Origin of the sequence: Paenibacillus xanthanilyticus (genome assembly GCF_042682185.1) — a bacterium.
Lineage (GTDB): Bacteria > Bacillota > Bacilli > Paenibacillales > Paenibacillaceae > Paenibacillus_Z > Paenibacillus_Z xanthanilyticus.
In genome coordinates, this window is the sequence record NZ_JBHUHA010000002.1 from 165,043 (window position 1) to 186,356 (window position 21,314).

At 57.0% G+C, this 21,314-nt stretch carries 22 protein-coding genes; 6 read left to right on the forward strand and 16 right to left on the reverse strand.

From position 1 onward, the window contains the following. The first annotated feature begins 19 nt into the window (after positions 1-19). The 4 genes from proC to mtnB are packed head-to-tail and all read left to right on the forward strand — an operon-like array spanning position 20 to position 3,475. On the forward strand, positions 20-901 hold the full coding sequence (proC, locus tag ACFSKT_RS17765; protein WP_377719650.1) for a pyrroline-5-carboxylate reductase: 882 nt from the start codon (positions 20-22) through the stop codon (positions 899-901). Next, complete coding sequence (locus ACFSKT_RS17770; protein ID WP_377719649.1) at positions 898-2,133, forward strand: 2,3-diketo-5-methylthiopentyl-1-phosphate enolase; 1,236 nt, start codon at positions 898-900, stop codon at positions 2,131-2,133. Before proC ends, ACFSKT_RS17770 begins: the two co-directional genes overlap by 4 nt. Beyond that, complete coding sequence (locus ACFSKT_RS17775; protein ID WP_377719648.1) at positions 2,130-2,831, forward strand: 2-hydroxy-3-keto-5-methylthiopentenyl-1-phosphate phosphatase; 702 nt, start codon at positions 2,130-2,132, stop codon at positions 2,829-2,831. Before ACFSKT_RS17770 ends, ACFSKT_RS17775 begins: the two co-directional genes overlap by 4 nt. Next, complete coding sequence (gene mtnB, locus ACFSKT_RS17780) at positions 2,828-3,475, forward strand: methylthioribulose 1-phosphate dehydratase (protein ID WP_377719647.1); 648 nt, start codon at positions 2,828-2,830, stop codon at positions 3,473-3,475. The genes ACFSKT_RS17775 and mtnB overlap by 4 nt, the downstream gene beginning before the upstream one ends. Before the next feature lie 225 nt (positions 3,476-3,700). Here mtnB and ACFSKT_RS17785 read toward each other — a convergent pair whose 3' ends face one another. After that, a complete protein-coding gene (locus tag ACFSKT_RS17785; RefSeq protein ID WP_377719646.1) occupies positions 3,701-5,041 on the reverse strand; it encodes a DUF2515 family protein in 1,341 nt (446 codons plus the stop codon). Positions 5,042-5,273: 232 nt separating this feature from the next. On the opposite strand from ACFSKT_RS17785, the gene ACFSKT_RS17790 reads away from it, so the two are divergent. Then, the gene (locus ACFSKT_RS17790; RefSeq protein WP_377719645.1) at positions 5,274-5,954 is read left to right on the forward strand and encodes an SOS response-associated peptidase; all 681 of its coding nucleotides are present in this window, start codon (positions 5,274-5,276) and stop codon (positions 5,952-5,954) included. Between the two features lie 110 nt (positions 5,955-6,064). On the opposite strand, the gene ACFSKT_RS17795 is transcribed toward ACFSKT_RS17790, so the two are convergent. The 5 genes from ACFSKT_RS17795 to ACFSKT_RS17815 form a co-directional block, all read right to left on the reverse strand. Continuing rightward, positions 6,065-6,352: a stage VI sporulation protein F gene (locus tag ACFSKT_RS17795; RefSeq protein ID WP_377719644.1), complete on the reverse strand. Its 288-nt coding sequence runs from the start codon at positions 6,350-6,352 to the stop codon at positions 6,065-6,067. Positions 6,353-6,426: 74 nt separating this feature from the next. Further along, a complete protein-coding gene (recG, locus tag ACFSKT_RS17800) occupies positions 6,427-8,475 on the reverse strand; it encodes an ATP-dependent DNA helicase RecG (RefSeq protein ID WP_377719643.1) in 2,049 nt (682 codons plus the stop codon). 5 nt (positions 8,476-8,480) lie between these two features. Further along, complete coding sequence (locus tag ACFSKT_RS17805; RefSeq protein WP_377719642.1) at positions 8,481-9,341, reverse strand: DegV family protein; 861 nt, start codon at positions 9,339-9,341, stop codon at positions 8,481-8,483. A gap of 11 nt (positions 9,342-9,352) precedes the next feature. Next, positions 9,353-11,098, reverse strand: a complete 1,746-nt coding sequence (locus ACFSKT_RS17810) for a DAK2 domain-containing protein (RefSeq protein ID WP_377720607.1) — start codon at positions 11,096-11,098, stop codon at positions 9,353-9,355. A 54-nt stretch (positions 11,099-11,152) separates the two neighbouring features. Further along, complete coding sequence (locus tag ACFSKT_RS17815) at positions 11,153-11,512, reverse strand: Asp23/Gls24 family envelope stress response protein (RefSeq protein WP_377719641.1); 360 nt, start codon at positions 11,510-11,512, stop codon at positions 11,153-11,155. Between the two features lie 198 nt (positions 11,513-11,710). On the opposite strand from ACFSKT_RS17815, the gene rpmB reads away from it, so the two are divergent. Then, entirely contained in the window at positions 11,711-11,899 is a 189-nt protein-coding gene (rpmB, locus tag ACFSKT_RS17820) for a 50S ribosomal protein L28 (RefSeq protein ID WP_377501878.1), read from the forward strand. Positions 11,900-12,050: 151 nt separating this feature from the next. Here rpmB and spoVM read toward each other — a convergent pair whose 3' ends face one another. From spoVM to def, 10 genes are all read right to left on the reverse strand, one after another. Beyond that, positions 12,051-12,131 (reverse strand): stage V sporulation protein SpoVM, encoded by an 81-nt coding sequence (spoVM, locus tag ACFSKT_RS17825; protein WP_148931365.1) that lies wholly within the window; start codon positions 12,129-12,131, stop codon positions 12,051-12,053. 203 nt (positions 12,132-12,334) lie between these two features. Next, a complete protein-coding gene (locus ACFSKT_RS17830) occupies positions 12,335-12,637 on the reverse strand; it encodes a hypothetical protein (RefSeq protein ID WP_377719640.1) in 303 nt (100 codons plus the stop codon). 9 nt (positions 12,638-12,646) lie between these two features. Beyond that, positions 12,647-13,291, reverse strand: coding sequence for a ribulose-phosphate 3-epimerase (gene rpe, locus ACFSKT_RS17835; protein ID WP_377719639.1), 645 nt, complete (start codon positions 13,289-13,291; stop codon positions 12,647-12,649). 3 nt (positions 13,292-13,294) lie between these two features. After that, on the reverse strand, positions 13,295-14,233 hold the full coding sequence (rsgA, locus tag ACFSKT_RS17840) for a ribosome small subunit-dependent GTPase A (protein WP_377719638.1): 939 nt from the start codon (positions 14,231-14,233) through the stop codon (positions 13,295-13,297). Further along, positions 14,214-16,370 (reverse strand): Stk1 family PASTA domain-containing Ser/Thr kinase, encoded by a 2,157-nt coding sequence (gene pknB / locus ACFSKT_RS17845; RefSeq protein WP_377720606.1) that lies wholly within the window; start codon positions 16,368-16,370, stop codon positions 14,214-14,216. The genes rsgA and pknB overlap by 20 nt, the downstream gene beginning before the upstream one ends. Positions 16,371-16,375: 5 nt before the next feature. Beyond that, the gene (locus ACFSKT_RS17850; protein ID WP_377719637.1) at positions 16,376-17,134 is read right to left on the reverse strand and encodes a Stp1/IreP family PP2C-type Ser/Thr phosphatase; all 759 of its coding nucleotides are present in this window, start codon (positions 17,132-17,134) and stop codon (positions 16,376-16,378) included. A 7-nt stretch (positions 17,135-17,141) separates the two neighbouring features. Beyond that, positions 17,142-18,188, reverse strand: a complete 1,047-nt coding sequence (gene rlmN / locus ACFSKT_RS17855; RefSeq protein WP_377719636.1) for a dual-specificity RNA methyltransferase RlmN — start codon at positions 18,186-18,188, stop codon at positions 17,142-17,144. A gap of 130 nt (positions 18,189-18,318) precedes the next feature. Beyond that, on the reverse strand, positions 18,319-19,851 hold the full coding sequence (gene rsmB / locus ACFSKT_RS17860; RefSeq protein ID WP_377719635.1) for a 16S rRNA (cytosine(967)-C(5))-methyltransferase RsmB: 1,533 nt from the start codon (positions 19,849-19,851) through the stop codon (positions 18,319-18,321). Next, the gene (fmt, locus tag ACFSKT_RS17865; protein WP_377719634.1) at positions 19,848-20,792 is read right to left on the reverse strand and encodes a methionyl-tRNA formyltransferase; all 945 of its coding nucleotides are present in this window, start codon (positions 20,790-20,792) and stop codon (positions 19,848-19,850) included. Before fmt ends, rsmB begins: the two co-directional genes overlap by 4 nt. A 4-nt stretch (positions 20,793-20,796) precedes the next feature. Then, positions 20,797-21,282, reverse strand: coding sequence for a peptide deformylase (gene def / locus ACFSKT_RS17870; protein WP_377719633.1), 486 nt, complete (start codon positions 21,280-21,282; stop codon positions 20,797-20,799). Positions 21,283-21,314 lie beyond the last annotated feature (32 nt).

Below are 21,314 nucleotides of genomic sequence, written 5' to 3' on the forward strand. Positions count from 1 at the left end.
TTCTGGAGGTGCATTCGATATGTCCATACTATCTTCTTCCGGCCAGGCGCCTGTCATAGGCTCGCTTCGTCTCTGCTTCTACGGCGCCGGCTCCATGGCGGAGGCCGTCGTCCGAGGTCTCATTAACCAAGAGCTAGCCGAGCCTTCCCGCATTGCCATGTTCAACCGGAGCAACGCCGAACGGCTGGCCGAGCTTCAGTCCAAATATAACGTGCGCGTCTCCTCCGCTCCCGAGGATCAACTCGGCATGCTGCGTGACGCAGACGTCATTTTCTTAACCATGAAACCTAAAGACGCTGCCGAGGCGCTGCGCAAGCTGGGCTCCATCGTAAGACCGAATCAGGTGCTCGTTTCGGTCGTGGCCGGATTGTCGCTGCATACGATGGAACTTCTGCTTGGCCAAAAGATGCCGATTGTGCGCACCATGCCGAATACGTCCAGCACGATCGGCCTCGGCGCTACAGGCGTCAGCTTCTCGGCGGCTTGCACGGAATCGCACCGTCAAATCGCGCTGACGATGTTCGAAGCCTTCGGCCTCACGACGGTCGTCGAGGAAGCCATGCTCGATGCCGTGACGGGACTGTCCGGCAGCGGTCCGGCTTACATCTATTACATGATGGAAGCGATGATGCGCGCTGGCGAGGAATTGGGTCTCAGCGCGTCCGCATCCCGCGACTTGACGATTCAAACGGTACTTGGCGCCGCACATATGGTAAAATCAACTGGGGAAACGCCTGCCGACTTGAGACGCAAGGTAACGTCCCCGAACGGCACCACTCAAGCGGCCATCGAAACGATGAACCAACATGAATTTACGGAAGGCGTCATTCGTGCCATCAAACGCGCTTCCGAGCGCGCGGCCGAAATGGGCGCCGAAATCGAAAGGAGCGCACTGCCATGAGCCATGGTAGCGTATGCGTCGCAACGTACCGATGCTACGACGATCAAGCGGATTTCAACAAAAAAGCGCTTGGGATCGCGGTCGGCCTGACGGTCGGCAGCTGGACCGATCTGCCCGAAGCCCGCAAAGCCGAAATGGAGAAACACCTGGGCAAAGTGATATCGGTAACGGTACACGAGCCGGAAGGCGCTCAGCCGGGCGAACGTTACGCCGATCTCAAAATCGCTTACCCCGATGTCAACTTCAGCCGTGACATTCCTGCCCTGCTCGTCACGGTATTCGGGAAGCTGTCGATGGACGGACGGATCAAATTGCTTGACCTGGAATTCTCGGAATCGTTCGCATCGGCATTCCCGGGTCCGAAATTCGGCCTTGCCGGCGTGCGCGAGCTGCTCGGCGTTCACGACCGTCCGCTCTTGATGAGCATCTTCAAATCCGTCATCGGGCATGATCTCGAGGGCCTGCGCGAGCAATTCTACAAGCAGGCGCTTGGCGGCGTCGATTTGATCAAGGATGACGAGATTTTGTTCGAGAACCCGCTTACTCCGCTGGAGAAGCGCGTAGAGACCTGCATGGCCGCCGCTCGCCTGGCGGAACAAGAAACCGGTCAAAAGCTGCTGTATGCCGTCAATCTGACCGGCCCTACTTCCCAGCTTGTCGCCAATGCCAAACGCGCCGTCGCTGCAGGCGCCAACGCCCTGCTGTTCAACGTGCTCGCGTACGGCTACGACGCGCTCCATATGTTGAGCAGCGATCCGGAGATCAACGTGCCGATCGCAGCGCATCCTTCGCTGGCCGGCGCGTTCTACCCATCGCCGCATTATGGTATCGCGGCTCCGCTGCTCCTCGGCAAGCTGATGCGACTGGCCGGCGCGGACCTCGTGCTTTTCCCGTCGCCATACGGTTCGGTCGTCATGCCGAAGGAGGAGAATTTGGCCGTGCAAGCCGCGCTGATCGATCCCTCCCTTCCGGTTCGCGCAAGTATGCCGGTGCCATCCGCGGGCATTCACCCGGGACTCGTGCCGCTTATCCTTCGCGATTTCGGCCAAGATGTCGTCGTCAACGCAGGCGGAGGCATTCATGGACATCCGATGGGCACCGCGGCCGGCGGACAAGCTTTCCGTCAAGCCATCGCGGCGGCCGAGCAAGGCCTCTCCCTTCCGGATGCGGCCAAGCAGTCCGGCAACGAAGCGCTTCAAACCGCAATTGATTTATGGGGGTTTAAGGAATGACCAGTCAGCATGAACAACCCGCATCCATGCATACGAAGAAACAAGTGATATTCTGCGATTTCGACGGCACGATTACCGTGAACGACAATATCGTCGCCATCATCAAACATTTTAATCCCGATGGCTGGGAGCCCATCGTTGACGATATTATCGCGCAGCGAAAGTCGATTGCAGAAGGCGTGGGAGAGCTGTTCCGCCTGCTGCCGACTTCGATGGAGCGTGAAGTCGTCGATTACGCGATTAACAACGTCCGCATTCGCGACGGCTTCCAGGAGCTGCTCGATTATTGCGCCCGCAGCGGGACCGAGTTCTACGTCACGAGCGGCGGAATCGACTTCTTTGTCTATCCCGTCCTCGCGCGTTTCGGCATTCCCGTCGATCATATTTATTGCAACGGCAGCGATTTCAGCGGTGAGCGCATCGAGATCACATGGCCGCATCCGTGCGACGAGCATTGCACGAACAATTGCGGCATGTGCAAAACGACGATTATGCGCAACTTCCCGCCCGAGACGCATACCCGCATTCTTATCGGCGACAGCGTGACGGATTTCGAAGGCGCCAAGCTTGCCGACGTTGTCTTCTCGCGCTCGCACTTGACGACCAAATGCGAGGAACTTGGGCTTCCGCATACCGAGTATACCGACTTCCACGATATCGTGGCCGCCCTGCAGCAGAAGGAGGAAATACGTCAATGAGCTTTGCAGCCATCACGCTTGAAGAGAAACAACGCGCGTTAGCCGAATTAACCGAGGTCAAGCAGCTGTTCGCGAGCCGGGGATGGTTCCCAGGCACGAGCGGCAATTTGTCGGTACGCGTCGGCGAATTCGCATCGGACGACTTCCAGTTCGCGATTACGGCGAGTGGCAAGGACAAATCCAAATCGACGCCGGAGGACTTCCTGTTCGTCGACCAAAGCGGCCAGCCGTGCGAGCGCACGAACCTGAAGCCGTCCGCCGAGACGTTGATCCACTGCGAAATCTATCGGATGACGGGCTGCGGCGCGATTTTCCACGTACATACCGTGTTCAACAACATCGTGTCCGAGCTGTTCTGGGACCGCAAATCCATTCCGGTGGATGGCGTGGAATTAATCAAGGCGTTCAACATTTGGGACGAGGACGCGCAAATTGAGATTCCGATCGTCTCGAATTTCGCGCACATCCCTTCCATCGTGCCGGAAGTCACCGATCGGCTAGACCCGCGCATTCCGGGCATCATGCTCCGCAAGCACGGCATCTACGCCTGGGGCGCCAACGCCTTCGAAGCCAAACGCCATCTGGAAGCATTCGAGTTTTTGTTTGAATATGTTTATCGGTGGTCATTGTTGCAGAATAAGTAAGGATTCTGTAACTATGACCCAGGGAGATGTTGAAACGCTAGATAAAGCGTTTCAGCCTTCTCCCGGCATTGTTGCAGAATAAGTAAGGATTCTGCAACTATGACCCAGGGAGATGTTGAAACGCTAAACAAAGCGTTTCAACCTTCTCCCGGCAATGCTCCAGAACAACGTTTAGTCTAAATAGGACCAAGCCAAAAAGACTGATCCCGTCGGACCAGTCTTTTTTCATTCCTTCGCGCCAAGCTTCACGTCGAGCCGTTCGGCCGCTTGCACGGCGGCTTCGATTTTGTTCAGCCCCAAGCAATGCTCCTCCGTGACGGCGAACGTCGCGGGGATCGACAGCTCACGGAAATACGGCAGCACCTTTTCCGCATCCATAAACCAATCACCCGGCTCGACCGGCTCGACAGGCTGGTCCGGCCATGCTTCGCTCAGCTCCGGACTATAGAATGGCGTGCGGCCACGGATCAATCTGCAGCCGTGAAGCTTCTGTTTATAGCGCCGCTGCAGGCGATCTGGACGCTTCGAGGTAAATAAGTGCGGGGCATAATCCGAACGCGAGCCGGTATGGCGAACCGCTTTGATATATAGATGGACGCCGCGTCCGACTTCCCGTACGCCGAACAGCATCGCATATAACCGTTTGCCGAATTCGATCCGTTCCTCGAGATTCCGAAAATCCTCCAGCACGATGCCCGCCAGCTGCATCTCCCCGTCATCCAGCGTACCGTAAGGCATAAACACAGCATTCAGCTGCATGGGGGCTTGAAGAAGAAAGGAAGCGGTATCCAGCACCTGCTGCCGATAGAAGGAATGCTGCACGATCCGCGCTTCAATGAAGTGCTGTTCATTGACGATTAGCGCCACCGTTAAAATCGCCGACTCCCGTCGCTGCCAAAACTGCTCCCAAACTGGTTCCATAAAACGGCTTACGCCGAACGCGGACAATAGATGCGTCAAGTTCTTGCCTTCCCGGCATGACGCGTCGTAGAGCAGCAGCTGCGGGTAGGCATCCCCGAAAATAAGCGCGTTCGCGCGCTCCAGCATGGCGAATATGGCGTTGCGCTGCTCGGCGTTTAGCAATCGGGGAAGAAGCTCGCCCTGCAAATCGGTCATATTATAGCCGCCATTACGGGACACCAAATGGGCGAGCAGCGCCCAATGCAGCTCCGGACGCCGCAAATAAAGAAGCCGATATGCTTCCGTGCGCGTGACATTATTGCGATTGGCCTGGGCCGTTTCATGCGCAATGCGTTGGATTAATCGCCGCTCCCAGTCCGTAAAGGTTTGTTTTTCCTGTCGATAGTCTTGCTCCCTCTTATCCGTTCCGCCTGCCTCCCCGGCTTCGCTCAGCTGCGTGAATCGCTCGGGCAGAGCCTCTTCTGCCAGCACCGCCCAACTTGCATACAGCGGACGTACCAGCGTTTCCCTTAACTTTGGCGGACGGGCGTGTTCGGTCATGCGATCGGAGAGTTCGCGTGCGCGCCACTTGGCTCTCACGACCGCGAAGACTGCGATAGGCAGCCGGAGAAGCCGTTCCGCTGCTTGAACCCATTTCTCACGCATTGTCGGCTTTACCCGGTTTGAATTCAAGCTCCCGCCCCTTTCCAACTCTATACGACTCAGTATGGGCAAATGGACACACCGTTAGCCATTTCAGGATGGAGAGTGGTCATGCCGACATCCCTTACGCCCCGATGATTTGGAGAGCACGCCTACGCGGCACCGCTTTTGCAACGGAAGACAGGCAAGTATAATAAACAATAAGATCATCTCGAAAGAAGGAGTCTGGTTAGCCATGTGCGGACGCTTTACGATTACGGTGACATTGGAAGAACTCATGCTGCGCTATTGGATCGGCGAAACTTCGGTTCCGTTCCATACGCCCAAATACAACGTCGCGCCCGGCCAACAGGTGCTGGCCGTTATCCATGACGGGAAGCAGAACCGGCTCGGCGAACTCAAATGGGGTTTGATCCCTTCCTGGTCCAATGACCCGAAAATCGGCAACAAGATGCTGAACGCCCGTTCCGAAACCGTGCAGGAGAAGCCCGCATTCAAGCAGTTAATCGGCCGCAAACGCTGCATTGTGCCGGCGGACGGATTCTATGAATGGCAGAAAACCGATACCGGCAAACAACCGATGCGAATCGTGCTGCGAGACCGAAAGCTGTTCAGCATGGCCGGTTTGTACGATAGTTGGGTTAGCCCTGATGGTACGCGAGTGAGCACGTGCACGATCCTGACAACCGCTCCGAACGAACTGATGGCCTCCATTCATGACCGTATGCCGGTCATCCTAAAGCCGGAAGACGAGTCGATGTGGCTGGATCGCGGCATGCAGGATGCGGACAAGCTTAGACGGCTATACATTCCCTTTCCAGCCGATGAACTGGAAGCTTACCCGGTTAGCGCGGCAGTCGGCAGCGTCAAGGTAGACGAGCCCTCGTGCATCGAGCCCTTCACGGCCACCAGCTGATGCGTAGGAGTCTACTTTTCGCATAGGATGAAGCAGCAGAAGGGCCATCCCCGTCGACTCCGGGAGTCAGACATCGGGATGGCCCTTCTGTATGGCCGTTCAACAGCCGCTTATCGAAACATCGCCCACAGCTTCAACAAATGAAGCGTATTGTTCGGGTCAATTTTTTGGGCGAGCACGAAGGCGATGATTTGCTCTTCCTGCACCTCGTTCAGCGGTTCGTTCAGCACGCTGGAAGCCTGCCTGACGATGCGGCGAACTTTGACGCGGTCCTGCAAATCGTATTTCGTCAAACCGTTGACGACCTGTTTAATGCGCTCTTTGACAACCGGATTTTTCATTTTGACTTTCACGCGTTCGACAAATTCGGGGCGAATTCCAAATTTCGTGTAACTCATGAGCGGCAATAGCACCTCCGTCCGGCATTTCAGCCCTTCGTCCCTACTATATGCCGCTGGGTCTCCGAACATATCTAGTCCAACAAATCCCCTTCAAAAAGCTGATCCTGCCTCAACATCGCCTGCAGCCTCGCGAGCGCAGGATCGGTCCAGAAGTCCTCTCGACGCGTCAGGTCGGCGGCATCATCGCGCGCTTGTTCCAATACGGCGAAGTCCGTGTCCAGATTCGCCAGCTTAAACTCCGGCACGCCGCTCTGCTTCGTCCCGAAGAAATCGCCGGGTCCGCGTAAATCCAAGTCTCTGCGCGCCACCTCGAAGCCGTCGTCCGTCTCGGTCATGACTTTCATCCGTTCGCGCCCAACTTCGGACTTCGGATCGGCGATTAACACGCAGTGCGACTGATGCTCTCCCCGACCTACTCGACCGCGCAGCTGATGAAGCTGGGACAAGCCGAACCGCTCCGCATCCATGATGATCATGAGTGTTGCGTTCGGGACATCGACGCCGACTTCGACGACGGTCGTCGCCACCAGCACCTGCGCCTCGTTGCGACCGAACGCATCCATGGACGCATCCTTCTCGGCTGGCGTCATTCTGCCATGCAGCAAGCCGATCTTTAGATCCGGAAAAGCCTGCTGCAGCTGGATGTGCAGGTCGATCGCATTCTGTACGTCCAGCTTCTCTGATTCTTCGATGAGCGGGCAGATGAAGTAAGCTTGCCTGCCCAGGTCCGTCTCCTGCCTAATGAAGCCGAGCACCCGGTCAAGCATGCTATGCTTCACCCAATAGGTCTTGATCGGCTTGCGTCCCTTCGGCCGCTCATTCAGCGTGGAGACGTCCATATCGCCGAAAGCCGTAATGGCAAGCGTGCGCGGGATCGGCGTCGCCGTCATCGTCAGCACGTCCGGGTTAAGGCCCTTGCGCCGGAGGACACTCCGCTGATTAACGCCGAACCGATGCTGCTCGTCGGTCACGACAAGGCCTAGACTTTGAAAATGGACCGTATCTTGAATGAGTGCATGCGTGCCGACAATAATTTGAATAAGTCCCATTTGTAAACCTGCGAGCACGTCGCGCTTACGGCGCTCGGTCATGCTTCCCGTCAAGAGTCCGACCTCGATGCCTACCGGAGCGAACAGCTTCTGCAAAGACCGATAATGCTGCTCCGCCAAAATCTCCGTTGGCACCATCAACGCGCCTTGATGCCCCGCCGTCACCGTAGCGAACAGGGCTATGGCCGCAACTACCGTCTTGCCTGCGCCCACATCGCCTTGCAGCAGCCGGTTCATGCAGCCGCTCGAGCGCATGTCGATCAAAATTTCGTTCACGACCTTCTTCTGCGAATCGGTCAGCTCGAACGGCAGCGTCGCCGCGAATTGTCGGATGGCCTCCGCACCTACGACATGCGGCAGCCCCTGCACCTTCTCGCGCGTCAATGCCCGATAGGCTTGCAATTTAAGTTGAAATAGAAATAGTTCCTCATAGACAAGCCTTCGGCGGGCAGCTTGTCCGCGCTCGGCATCTTCCGGTTGATGCACAATGGAGACGGCATCCTTGCGCGGCATGAGATTGTGCTTCTCGATGAGCGCGAAAGGCAGTACCTCTTCGATCAAACTGCCGTATTGCGTCAACGCCTGCTGGATCGTCTTGCGTATCCACGACTGCGTGATGCTGCCTCCCACCGAGTATACCGGTTGGACCGAACCCGAACGTGAAGCGCCGCGATCCGGAAATTCCGATTCTGCGACCGTTATTTGCAGCCTTCGCGGCTCCCATTTGCCCGTCATGACGATCTCTCGGCCGGCGGTTAAGCTATCCTTCAGGAAATGCCGATTGAACCAGACCGCGTTCACCAGCACACCCTCGACCGCCACCCGGCAATTGAGCCGAGACTTGCCTTTCCCAAAGCGCGACAATAACGCATCGCTCATGATCTTGCCTTGAATGGTCACTTTCTCCCCATCCTTGGCTTCGCCTAAACCGCGAATGCGGTAGTCCTCGTAACGGTACGGAAAATAGTTCAGCAAATCAGCCACGGTATGGACGCCAAAGGCGTGAAGCTCCTGTTCTTTCTGAGCACTCACGCCTTTGATTTGCCGGACTGATAGTTCATCCAGCTTCATAATGGTTAACCTCGCACTCGATTAATGAAAATCGCCGCTGCGCCGGGACCGACGTGGGCGCCAATGACGGGACCGATCCACGTGTGATGCACGACGCGAACATCCAGCTTCTCCTGCACGAGCCGGCCTAGCTCCTGCGCCAAATCCTTGACGTTCGTCCATGCAATGGTGAGTTCGACCGGATCGCGTCCGAAATCGCGCTCCACCAGTTCCAGAATCCGGGCGATCGCCTTCTTCTGGCCCCGAACCTTGTCGATGGCGGTGACCTCGCCTTCGTTGTCAATGCTCAGGATCGGCTTAATATTCAGAATAGAGCCAATGACTGCAGAAGCTTTGCCGATCCGCCCGCCCTTCTGTAAATATTCCAGCGTATCGACGATAAAATAGAGCTTCTTATCCTGATTCAGCTGCTCGATCTCATCCAAAATCTCCGCCTTCGTCTTTCCGGCCTGCGCAAGCTTCGCGGCATGCACGACGAGCAGACCGATGCCGTATGTTGCGGATTTGGAATCGTATACGGAAATATCGGCATCCCGCTCCAGCATCGATTGGCCAATCATCGCCGACTGGAACGTTCCGCTAAACTTAGCCGATAAATGGATCGAAATAATCGAGGCGCCAGGGTCTTCGTTCAGAATTCGTTCATACGTCTCCATGAACTCGATTGGCGAAGGCTGCGATGTCGTCGGCAGCGATTGCGCGCGCTGCAGCTTGTCATAGAACTGCTCCGGGCTAAGGGTAATGCCGTCCAAGTACGTTTCCTCGCCGAAAATGACTTTGAGCGGCACAAGCTCGATGCCCAATTGCTCGCGCATCTCGGCTGGGATATCAGACGTGCTGTCGGTTACGATTCGAACTTTGCTCACAACGCCACCCCCTATTCAACGGCAAACAAATATGGATACAACGGTTGTCCGCCGGCGTGAACTTCCAGTTCCGCGTCCGGGTATTGCTCCATGATCCAATCCGAGAGCGCTTCGGTATGCGAGAGATCCGCCTGCTCGCCGGTCAAGATCGTGACGAGTTCGCCTCCGTCTTCCATCATACGTGCCAGGAGCGCTTGACATGCTTCAGTCAAATCCGGCAGTGCCGTGACGATGGATTTCTCGAGGATGCCGATATAATCGCCTTCGCGGATATCGATGCCGTCGATCGACGTATCGCGCACCGCATGCGTCACTTGGCCCGACCGGACCTGCTTCGCCGCTTGCTGCATCGCTTCCGCGTTAGCTTCGGACGACTCTTCGTCGCGGAAGGCGAGAACAGCAGCCAACCCTTGCGGGATCGTCTTCGTCGGAATAACCGTGACGCTGCGTTCGCTTAATTCCGCGGCTTGCTGGGCCGCAAGGATGATGTTGCCGTTATTCGGCAGTAAATAAATATGCTCCGCGGCGAGCGATTCGATCGCTTTCATGAAATCTTCCGTGCTCGGGTTCATCGTCTGACCGCCGGAGAGCACGACATCGACGTTGTTATCCAGGAAAATGTTCCGAATGCCCTCGCCCATCGCGACTGCGATAATGCCGAACGAAGCCCACTCGTGCGCTTGGGATACGGATATCGAATCGATCGAAGCCCCGGTCAACACTTCCGGTACCGCCTTGCCAAGCTCTTCTTCCGCCACGCTATCGAATCCGCCGTGCGATCCTTCTTCGAGAATATCTCGGTGCTGCTCGCGCATGTTCAGAATATGCATGTCCGTCAACTCGCCGTATGGCAGCGCAAGATTGAGGACGTCGCCTGGTCTGCGGGAATGGACATGCACCTTGATGATGTCGTCGTCCGTAATGACGAGAATCGAGTCCCCGTCTTTCGCAAGCGCCCTCTTGAACGCTTCTTCGTCGAATGGAAGCACCTTGCCTCCGCCGAGCTTGCGGTTAATGAAGAACTCCATATCGTATAGAAACTCGATCGCTTCCGTGGACAGACGGGATTGCGCGCTCGATGGCTGCGCCGGCACTACCGGAGCCGTGCGTTCCGCGCTAAGCGCTCCCACCTCTTCGGGTCTTGCCGCTTCCGTCGCGCCCCAGCTTTCGGACGCGCTCTCGCTCGTCAATGCCCGCACGAAGCCTTCGTAGATAAACACGAGACCTTGGCCGCCGGAGTCGACGACGCCAACTTGTTTGAGGACGGGCAGCAAATCCGGCGTCCGCTGCAGCGCTTCATGCGCCTTGGCGTGCACCTCACGCATAAACTCCGTCACGTCCGGCGTTCTGCGCGCGATGGCGACCGCATGCTTGGCTGCTTCCTTGGCTACCGTCAAAATGGTGCCTTCGACCGGCTTCACGACCGCCTTGTAAGCCGCGTCCACGCCGTGCTGGAAAGCCGCGGCGAGTTGGAGCGAGTTAATCTCCTCCGCCCCCGCGACGCTCTTGGAGAAGCCTCGGAACAATTGGGAGAGAATAACCCCCGAATTACCTCTGGCCCCCATCAGAAGCCCTTTGGAAAGCGCTTCCGCAACTTTGCCTACCGCTGGCGACGGTTTGCTTCGAAGCTCCTGTACCCCCGATGTCATAGTGAGATTCATGTTCGTGCCCGTATCGCCGTCCGGCACCGGAAATACATTCAAAGCATTAACGTGGTCCACGTTGCGATGCAAGCAATCGGCCCCCATATTCACCATGCCTGCAAAGTCTGAACCGTTTATATAACGTTTACTCAACGTTGATTCCCCTTCCTACCGAGATACCCGCACGCCCTGGACAAGAATATTGACGTCATCCACCTGAAGGCCGACGACATCGTTCAGCACATATTTCACTTTCGTTTGAATGTTATGCGCGACTTCGGATATTTTTGTTCCATAGCTAACGATGATGTACAAGTCTATAAGCAAGCGTTCGTTCTCCCGGCGCACTTCCACGCCGCGCGTCAGATTATCGCGGCCGAGTAGTTCCGTAATACCGTCCTTCAGCTGCTTGCGAGAAGCCATTCCAACAAGCCCATAACATTCCAGTGCCGCTGAGCCGGCAAGTACGGCGATGACGTGATCGGTAATGACAATGGTTCCTTGTTCCGATTGAAGCTGCAGAGGCATGGAAATCCACTCCTTTGTTTATGTATTATGGACTAAACAACATTGTACTATAAATATTGAAGATATTGAAGCCCGTTCGTCGAATTTCGCCGATTTTCATCTCATTTCGCCCCCTTTGCATATCTTGCTTGGTTGGGCGAACTATGTTATTATGTTTGAGTATGTTTATTTGCAACGGTTTTCAAGGAGGTGTATTCCATGTCTCGCAAATGTTACATCACGGGCAAGAGCCCAAGCACTGGCAACCATGTTTCTCACGCTAACAACAAAAACCGTCGTTCTTGGGGCGTCAACGTTCAGAAGGTTCGCATTCTGGTTGACGGCAAACCAAAACGCGTATACGTCAGCACTCGTGCCCTGAAATCCGGTAAAGTTACTCGCGTGTAAGTATCTTTCACCATGGACAAAAGCACCTGATCCCATCAGGTGCTTTTTTTCATTGCCCGCGAATTTAGCCGTCCACGTCCTCCGCAGGCGGCTGTGTTGTTCCCATGGCGGGATATGCGCATTCGCCAAAATAACGGCGCCGCAGGATCCGTTAGCTTTTTTGAAAGGTATTTAAAATCGCCTTTACAACCCCGCCCAAAAATTTCGGAAGCTTAATCGTATAAAACTTCATCCTCCACCCCTCCTAAGCATGCTCGACATCGCTCCGTCCCGTGTATTATACGTGATACCTTCCGCAGTGTGCGCGTAAAAGCGTTAGCGGCCCTGCCAGCTCTTTTTGAGGTTGCTGGCAAACAAAAAAGGCTACAGGAACCTTCGTTCATGTAACCATCCTATGCGTGGGCACACTCGCGTATTCCAACGCGAGATCGCCCATTAAATGATGTTTTGCAGGATTAGCGAAGCCGCAGCGTCCGCTCCCTCTTGCTGTTGACGGGCGTACTCCGCGACCGCCATCGTGATAACGCCCATGAAATAGAAGAAGAGCGCGAGCAAGACGAACGCGATTCGATGCCCCAGCTTATGAAACCTGCGGAAGAACAACACGCCGATCACGATCGCGCCGATCGAGAACAACATGCTGACTGGGAATCCAAAGAAGGTAAACAGCGACAACAAGGTGCCGCTCCCCCAACTGAACAACAACAATAGCAGCAGCTTCTTGATCCGCTCTCCCATAAGCCGACCTTAGCGAAGGGCCGAGATCGCGGCGGCCCGGTCCTGCTCGGTGAAGATCGCATTGCCGGCCACGAGCACATTCGCGCCCGCGTCGCGCACCAGCGGCGCCGTAGCGGCATTAATACCTCCGTCGACCTGCACATGCATATGGCTCAGACCGCGCTGCTCCAGTAGGCTTCTGAGCGCCTGCAGCTTCTGTACGGAGCCCGGAATGAACTTCTGCCCGCCGAAACCCGGATTCACGGTCATGATCAGCACCAGATCCAGATCGTCCAGCACATGTTCGAGCACGGAGATCGGCGTACCCGGATTCAGCGCGACGCCTGCCGGCAAGCCGGCTTCCTTAATAAGATGAATGACCCGATGCAGATGTACGCACGCTTCCGCGTGAACCGTAATGCGGTCCGCGCCGGCCTGGACGAAGGCCGGGATATACTGCTCCGGTTTCTCGATCATCAAGTGGACGTCGAACGGCAGCTTCGTCGCCGATCGAACGGCTTCCACGATGAGCGGGCCGAACGTGAGGTTCGGCACGAAATGTCCGTCCATCACATCGATATGGATCCAGTCGGCTCCCGCGCGCTCTACATCCCGGATATCGTCAGCTAATGCGGCAAAGTCCGCCGAAAGAATAGATGGTGCGATGATCGACATAATTCAGTACCTCCGCTTTTTCTCTTTCATCTCCGTCATGAACAGCTTGTAGTGCTCGTAACGGGTTGACTCGATCTTCCCCTCCGCTAGCGCCTCCAGAACCGCGCATTCCGGCTCGTGAATATGCGTGCAGCCTCGGAATTTGCAGCTACCGGCCAACTCTCGCATCTCCCTGAAGCAGCTGCCGAGTTCCTCGATGCCCAGCTCCACGAAATCAAGCTGGCTGAACCCGGGCGTATCGGCAACGAAGCCCGTGCCGACTTGGATTAGCTCGACATGTCTGGTCGTATGCTTGCCACGTCCAAGCCGATTGCTGATGGCGCTCGTCTCCAGCTGAAGTCCGGGAACAAGCGCGTTCAACAAGGACGATTTGCCCACGCCCGATTGGCCCGCGAATACAGCCAGATGACCTTGAAGCCGCTCTCGAAGCGATTCGATGCCGCCGCTCTGTCGTGAGCTCGTCGTATACACGGCATAGCCGAGCGGCTCATAGATCCGCTTGACCGCGTCCATCGCTTCTTGCGCTTCTTCGCTATCCGGTCCTTCCTCAGCTAGATCCGATTTGCTCAGACAGAGCACCGTCGGTATGCCGGCGTGTTCGATATGAACGAGGAATTTATCCAGCAGCTGCAAATTCAGCGTCGGTTCCGTGACGGAGAAGACCAGCACCGCCAGGTCGATATTGGCGACCGGCGGCCGCACAAGCTCCGAGGAACGGGGCAGGATCGCGTCGACGGTCCCCTCCCCGTTCTCCGTATTACCGTAGCGCACGCGGTCTCCGACAAGCGGCGACTCTCCGCGTTTCTTGAAGATGCCTCTGGCTCTGCATTGTATTGGCGTAAAGGAAACATTCATCTCTTGGCCTTCCGGAACGACGTAATAATAGCCGCTAAGTGCTTTGACGATTCGGCCGACCGTGTCGTTATGGTTGTTCTCCTGCATTCGCGCCCCCGTTGTCGTTTGCCGTACCTTCTGACTGCTCTTCCGTGGTTTGCTCATTGCCTGAATTTTGCTGGCCGTCAGGATTGTCCGACGGCTCCTCCGGCGGCGGTTCCGTACCCGGCACCGTCTCCGGCGAGGATTCCGTGCCGTTCTTCACGTCGTCGTACGTCTTCGAGAACGAATCGGTAAACTCGTTGTCGCGGTAGATTTTGACGATCGCTTCGGTATTCGGCCCCAAGACGACCTTGATCTGGAAATTTCTCGTCTCGTTGATCGTCTTCTGGCCCCACTCTTGATCCTCGCCCCGCGCGTCGCTGTACACGATTCGGATTTTGCTGGACTTGCCCGCTACCGCAGGCGAGATTTGAATATTGTACGTATACTCGATCGCTTCCTCCGGCAGACCGTCGCTAATGGTTAGCGTAACTTTCTCGCCCTTGGCGACCTGGTCGTTCGGATTATACGGATGCTGGCGAATGACCCTGCCTTTCTCCCCGTAGCTCGGCTCCCGTACCGTGTTTGCCGCATCGAACACGAGCCCCTTGTCTTCCAGCGCTTTGATGGCCTCGGACTCCGTCAATCCGATCAAATTCGGCATCGGGAGCTTCTCTTGCCCTTTGCTGACGACGAAGCGGAATGTCTCCTTATTCGGATCGAAATCCGTGTTCGGCGCCGGCGTCTGCTCCAAGATCTCTCCAGCTGGCTCGTCGCTGAATTCCGCATCAGAGGTGATTCGCGTATCGGATACGCCCAGCTCCATCAGCGCCGATCTGGCTTCCTCGAACGAACGGCCCTTATAGTCGAGCATTTTCTCCAATTGTGGTCCGTTGCTGACATAAAGCACGACAAGCGAACCGACTTTGACGCGCTGGTTAGTCGGCGACTGATTGTATACTTGTCCTTTTGGAACCTTCTCATCCACCTTGTAAATGATCGGGTCTTTGACCTTTAGCCCCAAATCCTCGATCTCTTTGATGGCATCTGTCTCGTCCTTGCCGACCACATAAGGCACGTCGACCTCCTCGATCTCAAACCAGCCGAGCACGGTTCGCGCACCCCAGTAGACAAGCGCGATAATGATCAAGGTCGACAGCACCACGATCAAAGGCTTGACCCATTTGCGCTTGGGCGGGTCCTGCAGCCCTTTGCCGTTCCAGCGGTCGGCTTTCTCCTCCTGCGCTTGCTCGCCTCTTCCCGACCCAGGGGCCGCGCCGATGGTATCGCCTGCAATGCTCCCGCGTATAGCCGGCATGACGCGCGTCTCCTCGAAATCGGCGGCATGATCGCTCGCGAAGGTAATCTTGGGCTCGTTCAACCGCTCCGGCTTCAAGCACGTCTCCAAATCCCGCAGCATCTCCGTCGCGCTGGAATAGCGGTCGGCCGGATTTTTGCGCATCGCCTTCAAGATGATGTTCTCGACGCTTTGCGGGATATACGGATTAACCTTGCGCGGTTCCTCGAACGTCTCTTGCAAATGCTTGAGCGCCACGCTAATCGGGCTTTCGCCAAGGAACGGCAGCTTTCCGGTCAACGTCTGATAGAGGACGATGCCGAGCGAATACAGATCGGATTTCTCGCCTGTGCTGACGCCCTTGGCATGCTCCGGGGAGAAATAATGAACCGAGCCGAGCACGGAACCGGTCTGGGTAATCGTCGAGGAGGTGACCGCCCTCGCGATGCCGAAATCGGTCACCTTCACGCGGCCGTTCTTGCCGATCAGAATATTGTGCGGTTTAATATCGCGGTGGATAATCTGATTGTGATGGGCATGTTCCAGCGCATCGCATATTTGAACGGCGATGTGCACCGCCTCCTCCACCTGAAGGGGCGCGCGTTCTTGTATGATTTCATTTAAATTATGGCCTTCGATATATTCCATGACGATATATTGCGTATCGCCCTCTTCCCCAACATCGTAGATGCTGACGACATTCGGATGCGATAAGGCTGCCGCGGACTGGGCTTCGCGCCGGAATCGGCGTATGAACTCCTCGTCGTGCGTATATTGCTGGCGCAGTACTTTTACAGCCACCTTGCGGTTTAGCAAAATGTCGTGGGCTTTGTAGACGAGCGCCATGCCACCCCCGCCGATGCGGGTGATGATTTCATAGCGTCCGCCTAATTCGTGTCCAATCATGTCGCTCACCCCTCTTGCTCCGTGTCACCCACATGGTGCAGCAGTACGACCGTAATGTTGTCGTCCCCGCCAGCCTGAAGCGCCAGTTCGACGAGTTGCTCGGCTTTGGCGTCCAAATCGTGATCGCCGCCATCCAAGATCGTGCTCATCTCGTCATCCGCCACCATCGTGCTTAGCCCGTCGCTGCACAGCAGCAGCAGGTCGCCGCGCTCCCAATCGAAGTCGATTAGATCCACTTCAACCTGCTCGTCCGTTCCTAGTGCTCGCGTCAGCACGTTGCGTCGCGGATGATTGGCGGCCTCTTCCTGGCTGATTTGACCAGTCTTGGCCAATTCGTTGACCAACGTGTGATCCTCGGTAAGTTGAATCAATTGTCCCTTATTCCATATGTATACGCGGCTATCGCCAATATGTCCGATTACGCCGCCTTCTTGCCCCGCGAGCACCGCCACGACCGTCGTGCCCATATTATGGTACTGGTCATTGCGGGACGCCATATCGTACACAACTTCGTTCGCTTGCAAAATGGCGCTGCGCACTAAATTTCGGCGCTCTTCTTGACTAAGCGCCGGTAGTTCGATGCCGTCCAGCGATTCGCGGAACGTATCGACGGCCAATTGGCTGGCGACCTCGCCAGCCAAATGACCGCCCATGCCGTCGGCCACGATGGCGACGGCACAGCCGTTATTCTCCTGTTGCGCCCAAGCGCGATCTTCGTTGACTAGCCGGATTCGCCCGATATCGCTGCGAAACGCGATGTTCATTCAACAATCACCCCGTCGTAGACTCCATATGTTTGGCCCGAAGCTGTCCGCACGCTGCCGCGATATCATGTCCTTGTTCTCTGCGGATTGTTGCATTTATGTTATTGCGTTCCAGAATGCGTTGGAATTCGAAAATTTGGTCGCGAGGCGTCCGGACGTACCGGCGTTCCGGCACGTGGTTGACCGGAATCAGATTGACGTGGCACAGCATATCTTTCAGCACGCTCGCCAGCTCCTCCGCATGCTCGTTCTGATCGTTGACGCCGCCGATTAGCGCGTATTCAAATGTAATACGGCGTCCCGTCTTCGCGAGATAGTAACGGCACGCTTCGATCACTTCCTCGAACGGGAAGCGGCGGTTAACCGGCATCAGCTTCGAGCGAAGGGCGTCGTTAGGCGCATGAATGGAAATCGCCAGATTGATCTGGGTGTTCTCGTCTGCGAATTTGTACATGCTCGGCACGATGCCGCTCGTCGATACGGTAATATGCCGCTGGCCGATATTCAACCCCTTCTCGTGGATCATCGTCCGCAGGAAGGTCATCGTCGCGTCGTAGTTCTCGAATGGTTCCCCGGAGCCCATGATGACGATGCTGGATACGCGCTCATTGGTCGCATCGAGCATTTGCTGCGCCACGACGACTTGCGCGGTAATCTCGCCGGCCGTCAAATTGCGCTTCAGCCCGCCGAGCGTGGAGGCGCAGAACGTACAGCCGATCCGGCAGCCGACTTGCGTCGTGACGCAGATGCTGTTGCCGTAACTGTGGCGCATGATAACCGTCTCGATGGCGTGGTTATCGTGCAAGCCGAACAGAAACTTGACTGTTCCGTCTTTCGATTCGAAGCGCGTGATTTCACTTAACGTGACGAATTGGAATTGGTCATGCAGCTTCTCGCGCAGCGTCTTCGGAAGGTTCGTCATCTCCTCGAAGTTGGTGACGCGTTTCACATACAGCCAGTCAAACAGCTGACCACCGCGGAACGCGGGTTCGCCGTTTTCTTTCATCCAATCTTGAAGTTGCTCGAGCGTATAGTCGTAGATGAATGGTTTCATCGAATTCACACCTGTTTCTTTGCTTTTATTGACCGCATTGCCAGCGGCCGCTATCGTTCTATATTATCACAAACGCCCATGACAGGCTACAAAGCCGGCACGGGCGCTGCAAGACTCGATTATGGATGGCTTAGACGTGCTTACGTCTTAGCTTCGCGATATAGAATCCGTCGCTGCCGAAATGCTGCGGAAGCAGCTGAAGTTCGCCGCGGAAGTCGTCGGCAACGGCGCCTGCCTCGCGCAGCGAGGACAAGACGTCAGCCGGCCAGTCGGGATCTAGCTCGAAGCCGGGCAGCTCGGCCAAAAACGAGGCCACTTGATCCTCGTTCTCTTCGCGTGCGATCGTGCACGTGCTGTAGACCAGCGTACCGCCGGGCTTCACGAGTTGGGCGGCTTCCCGCAGCAGCCGGCGCTGCACGCCGGCGATCTCCCTGATGTCGCCCGGGGACTTGGTCCACTTGATCTCGGGTTTGCGCCGAATGACGCCCAACCCGGAGCACGGCGCGTCCAGAAGCACCGTGTCGAACGAAGCCGGCTCGAACCGCTCCGTCAACCGCCCGGCATCTCCAGTGACGGGCCGTACCGATCGCAGCTCCAAGCGATTCGCTTGCTCTTCGATCAGCTGCCGCTTGTGTTCGTGTACGTCGTTGGCGATGACTTCGCCTGCGTCGCCCATCAGTTCTGCCAGATGCGTCGTCTTCCCGCCTGGCGCGGCGCAGCAGTCAAGCACGCGCGTTCCCGCCCGAGGCGCGCAAACTTCCGCCACCAGCATCGAGCTCTCGTCCTGCATCGTCCACCAGCCCGACGCATACCCGTCCGTCAGCGCAAGATTGCCGCCTCCGCGAACGACGATTCCCGCCGGCGCGAGCTTGGATGGCTCGGCATCGAAGCCTTGCTCGGCCAACACGCGAAGTGCGTGTTCCCGCGTCCCTTTGACGATATTCACGCGAATGCTTGCATGTGGAGGCTCGTTGCCGGCCGCGCAGATCGCCTCTGCGGTGTGGGCATCGAATTCATCGATCCAATGGCTTACGATCCAATCCGGATATGATTGGCGAATGCCGATATCCGACGCGGCACCGCCCGAGACGGCCGGCTGCATGAGCTCCTCCTTGCGCCGAAGCAGATTGCGCAGCACGCCGTTGACCATCCCGGATATGCCAGCATGGCCCCGGCGCTTGGCGATGGTGACCGCTTCGTTGACGGCCGCATGGGGCGGCACCCGATCGAGATAGCAGATTTGATAAGCGCTCATCCGGAGCAATTGAAGCACCCACGGCGCGAGCTTGCTCCAGCCTTTGGTCACCAGCCGCATCAGAATATCATCCAGCGTGCGCTGCCGCTGAATCGTTCCGTACACCAGCTCCGTCGCAAGTCCCGCATCCGGCCGGGTCAAGCCCGCGTCTTGTAACGCGCGGTTCAGCTGCAAATTGCTGTATGCCCCTGATTCGGCCACGCGGACAAGCGTATCCAGCGCGACTTCGCGCGCGGTAAGCTGACGCTTCGGCTTCGCTGCCGACGAGTTCGGCTTCGCAGATGGCGCGGCATGGGTCGAGGCTTGCCGCCGGGACTGGCGCTTCGAATCCGGCCGCTCATGCCCTTGACGGCTTGTCTTTACGTTCGATGTCCGTTTCCCGCTTCCGCTGTGCTGATTGCCGCTCATGCTTGATCACCGCCGAAAGCCGTTCCCGGCGCAAGCTTCGCGCCTTTCAGCCACTCGGAGGCTGCCATCGCTTTCTTGCCCGCGGGCTGCACGGTCGTGAGCAACAACAGTCCGTCGCCCGTTGCAACCTTGATCCCCGACTCGTCCGCAGCGACGACCGTACCCGGTGCGGCATTAGCGCCCCCTGCCGCAAGCGGCTGGCACGCCCATACTTTGAATGTTTCGCCGCCGAGCATCGTGAAAGCGCCAGCCATCGGGGATAATCCCCTCACCTGATTGAAGATTTCACGCGCTCCGCGGTTCCAATCGATCCGCTCGTCGTCCCGTTTCAAGTTTGGCGCATACGTCGCTTCGGCATCATCCTGCTTTTCTGCACGCGCTTGCCCCGACTCGATCGCCGGCAGCGTGCGCATGAGCAGCTCCGCGCCAAGCACGCTCAGCTTCTCGAAGATGGTTCCCGCGTTGTCCGCCTCGGTAATCGGCAGCTCCGCCTTGCTAATCATATCGCCGGTATCCAAGCCTTCGGCCATGTACATGATCGTGATGCCGGTCTTCGATTCCCCGTTCATGATCGAACGTTGAATCGGGGCGCCGCCCCTGTACTTCGGAAGCAGCGAGCCGTGCACGTTAATGCAGCCCAGAGGAGGAACGTCCAGCACCGCTTTCGGCAAAATTTGCCCGAACGCCGCCGTCACGATCAAATCCGGCTGCAGGCGCGCGATCTCCTCTACCGTCTCCGAGGTGCGAAGGCGTTCGGGTTGATGGACGGCAAGCCCATGCAGAAGCGCCGCTTCCTTGACCGGAGGCGGCGTCAGCGTCTTCTTGCGCCCTTTCGGACGATCGGGTTGCGTCACGACGGCCACGATCTCGTGGCCCGCCGCGATTAACGCTTCCAGCGAAGGCACGGCGAAATCCGGCGTGCCCATGAATACGATACGCATGGGATCACTCCCCGCGTCCGCGCGTGCGCTGGGAAATGTCGTAGATCGAATCCGCGATATCCGTGAACAGCACGCCGTTCAAATGATCGACTTCATGCTGGAACGCACGGGCCAAGTAGTCGTCCGCCACCAGCTCGAACGGGTTGCCGTTGCGATCTTGGCCTTTCAGCTTGATGCGCTGCGATCGTCTCACTTCGCCGTTCAAGTTCGGGATGCTCAAGCAGCCCTCCGGACCGAGCTGCTCGCCGCTGCGTTCTACGATCTCGGGGTTGACCATCTCGATCAGGCCGTTCTCGTCGCCGACGTCGACCACGATCACGCGCTTGGAGATTCCCACCTGCGGCGCGGCTAAGCCGACGCCTTCCGCGTCATACATCGTAAGCGCCATATCGTCGAGCAATTTATGCAAATTGGAATTGAATTTGGTAACCTCGATCGCGCGTTCGCGCAGAACCGGATCGGGATCTTTCACGATAATACGGATAGCCATCAGTTGTTCCCTCCTGAGTATGAAGACATGTC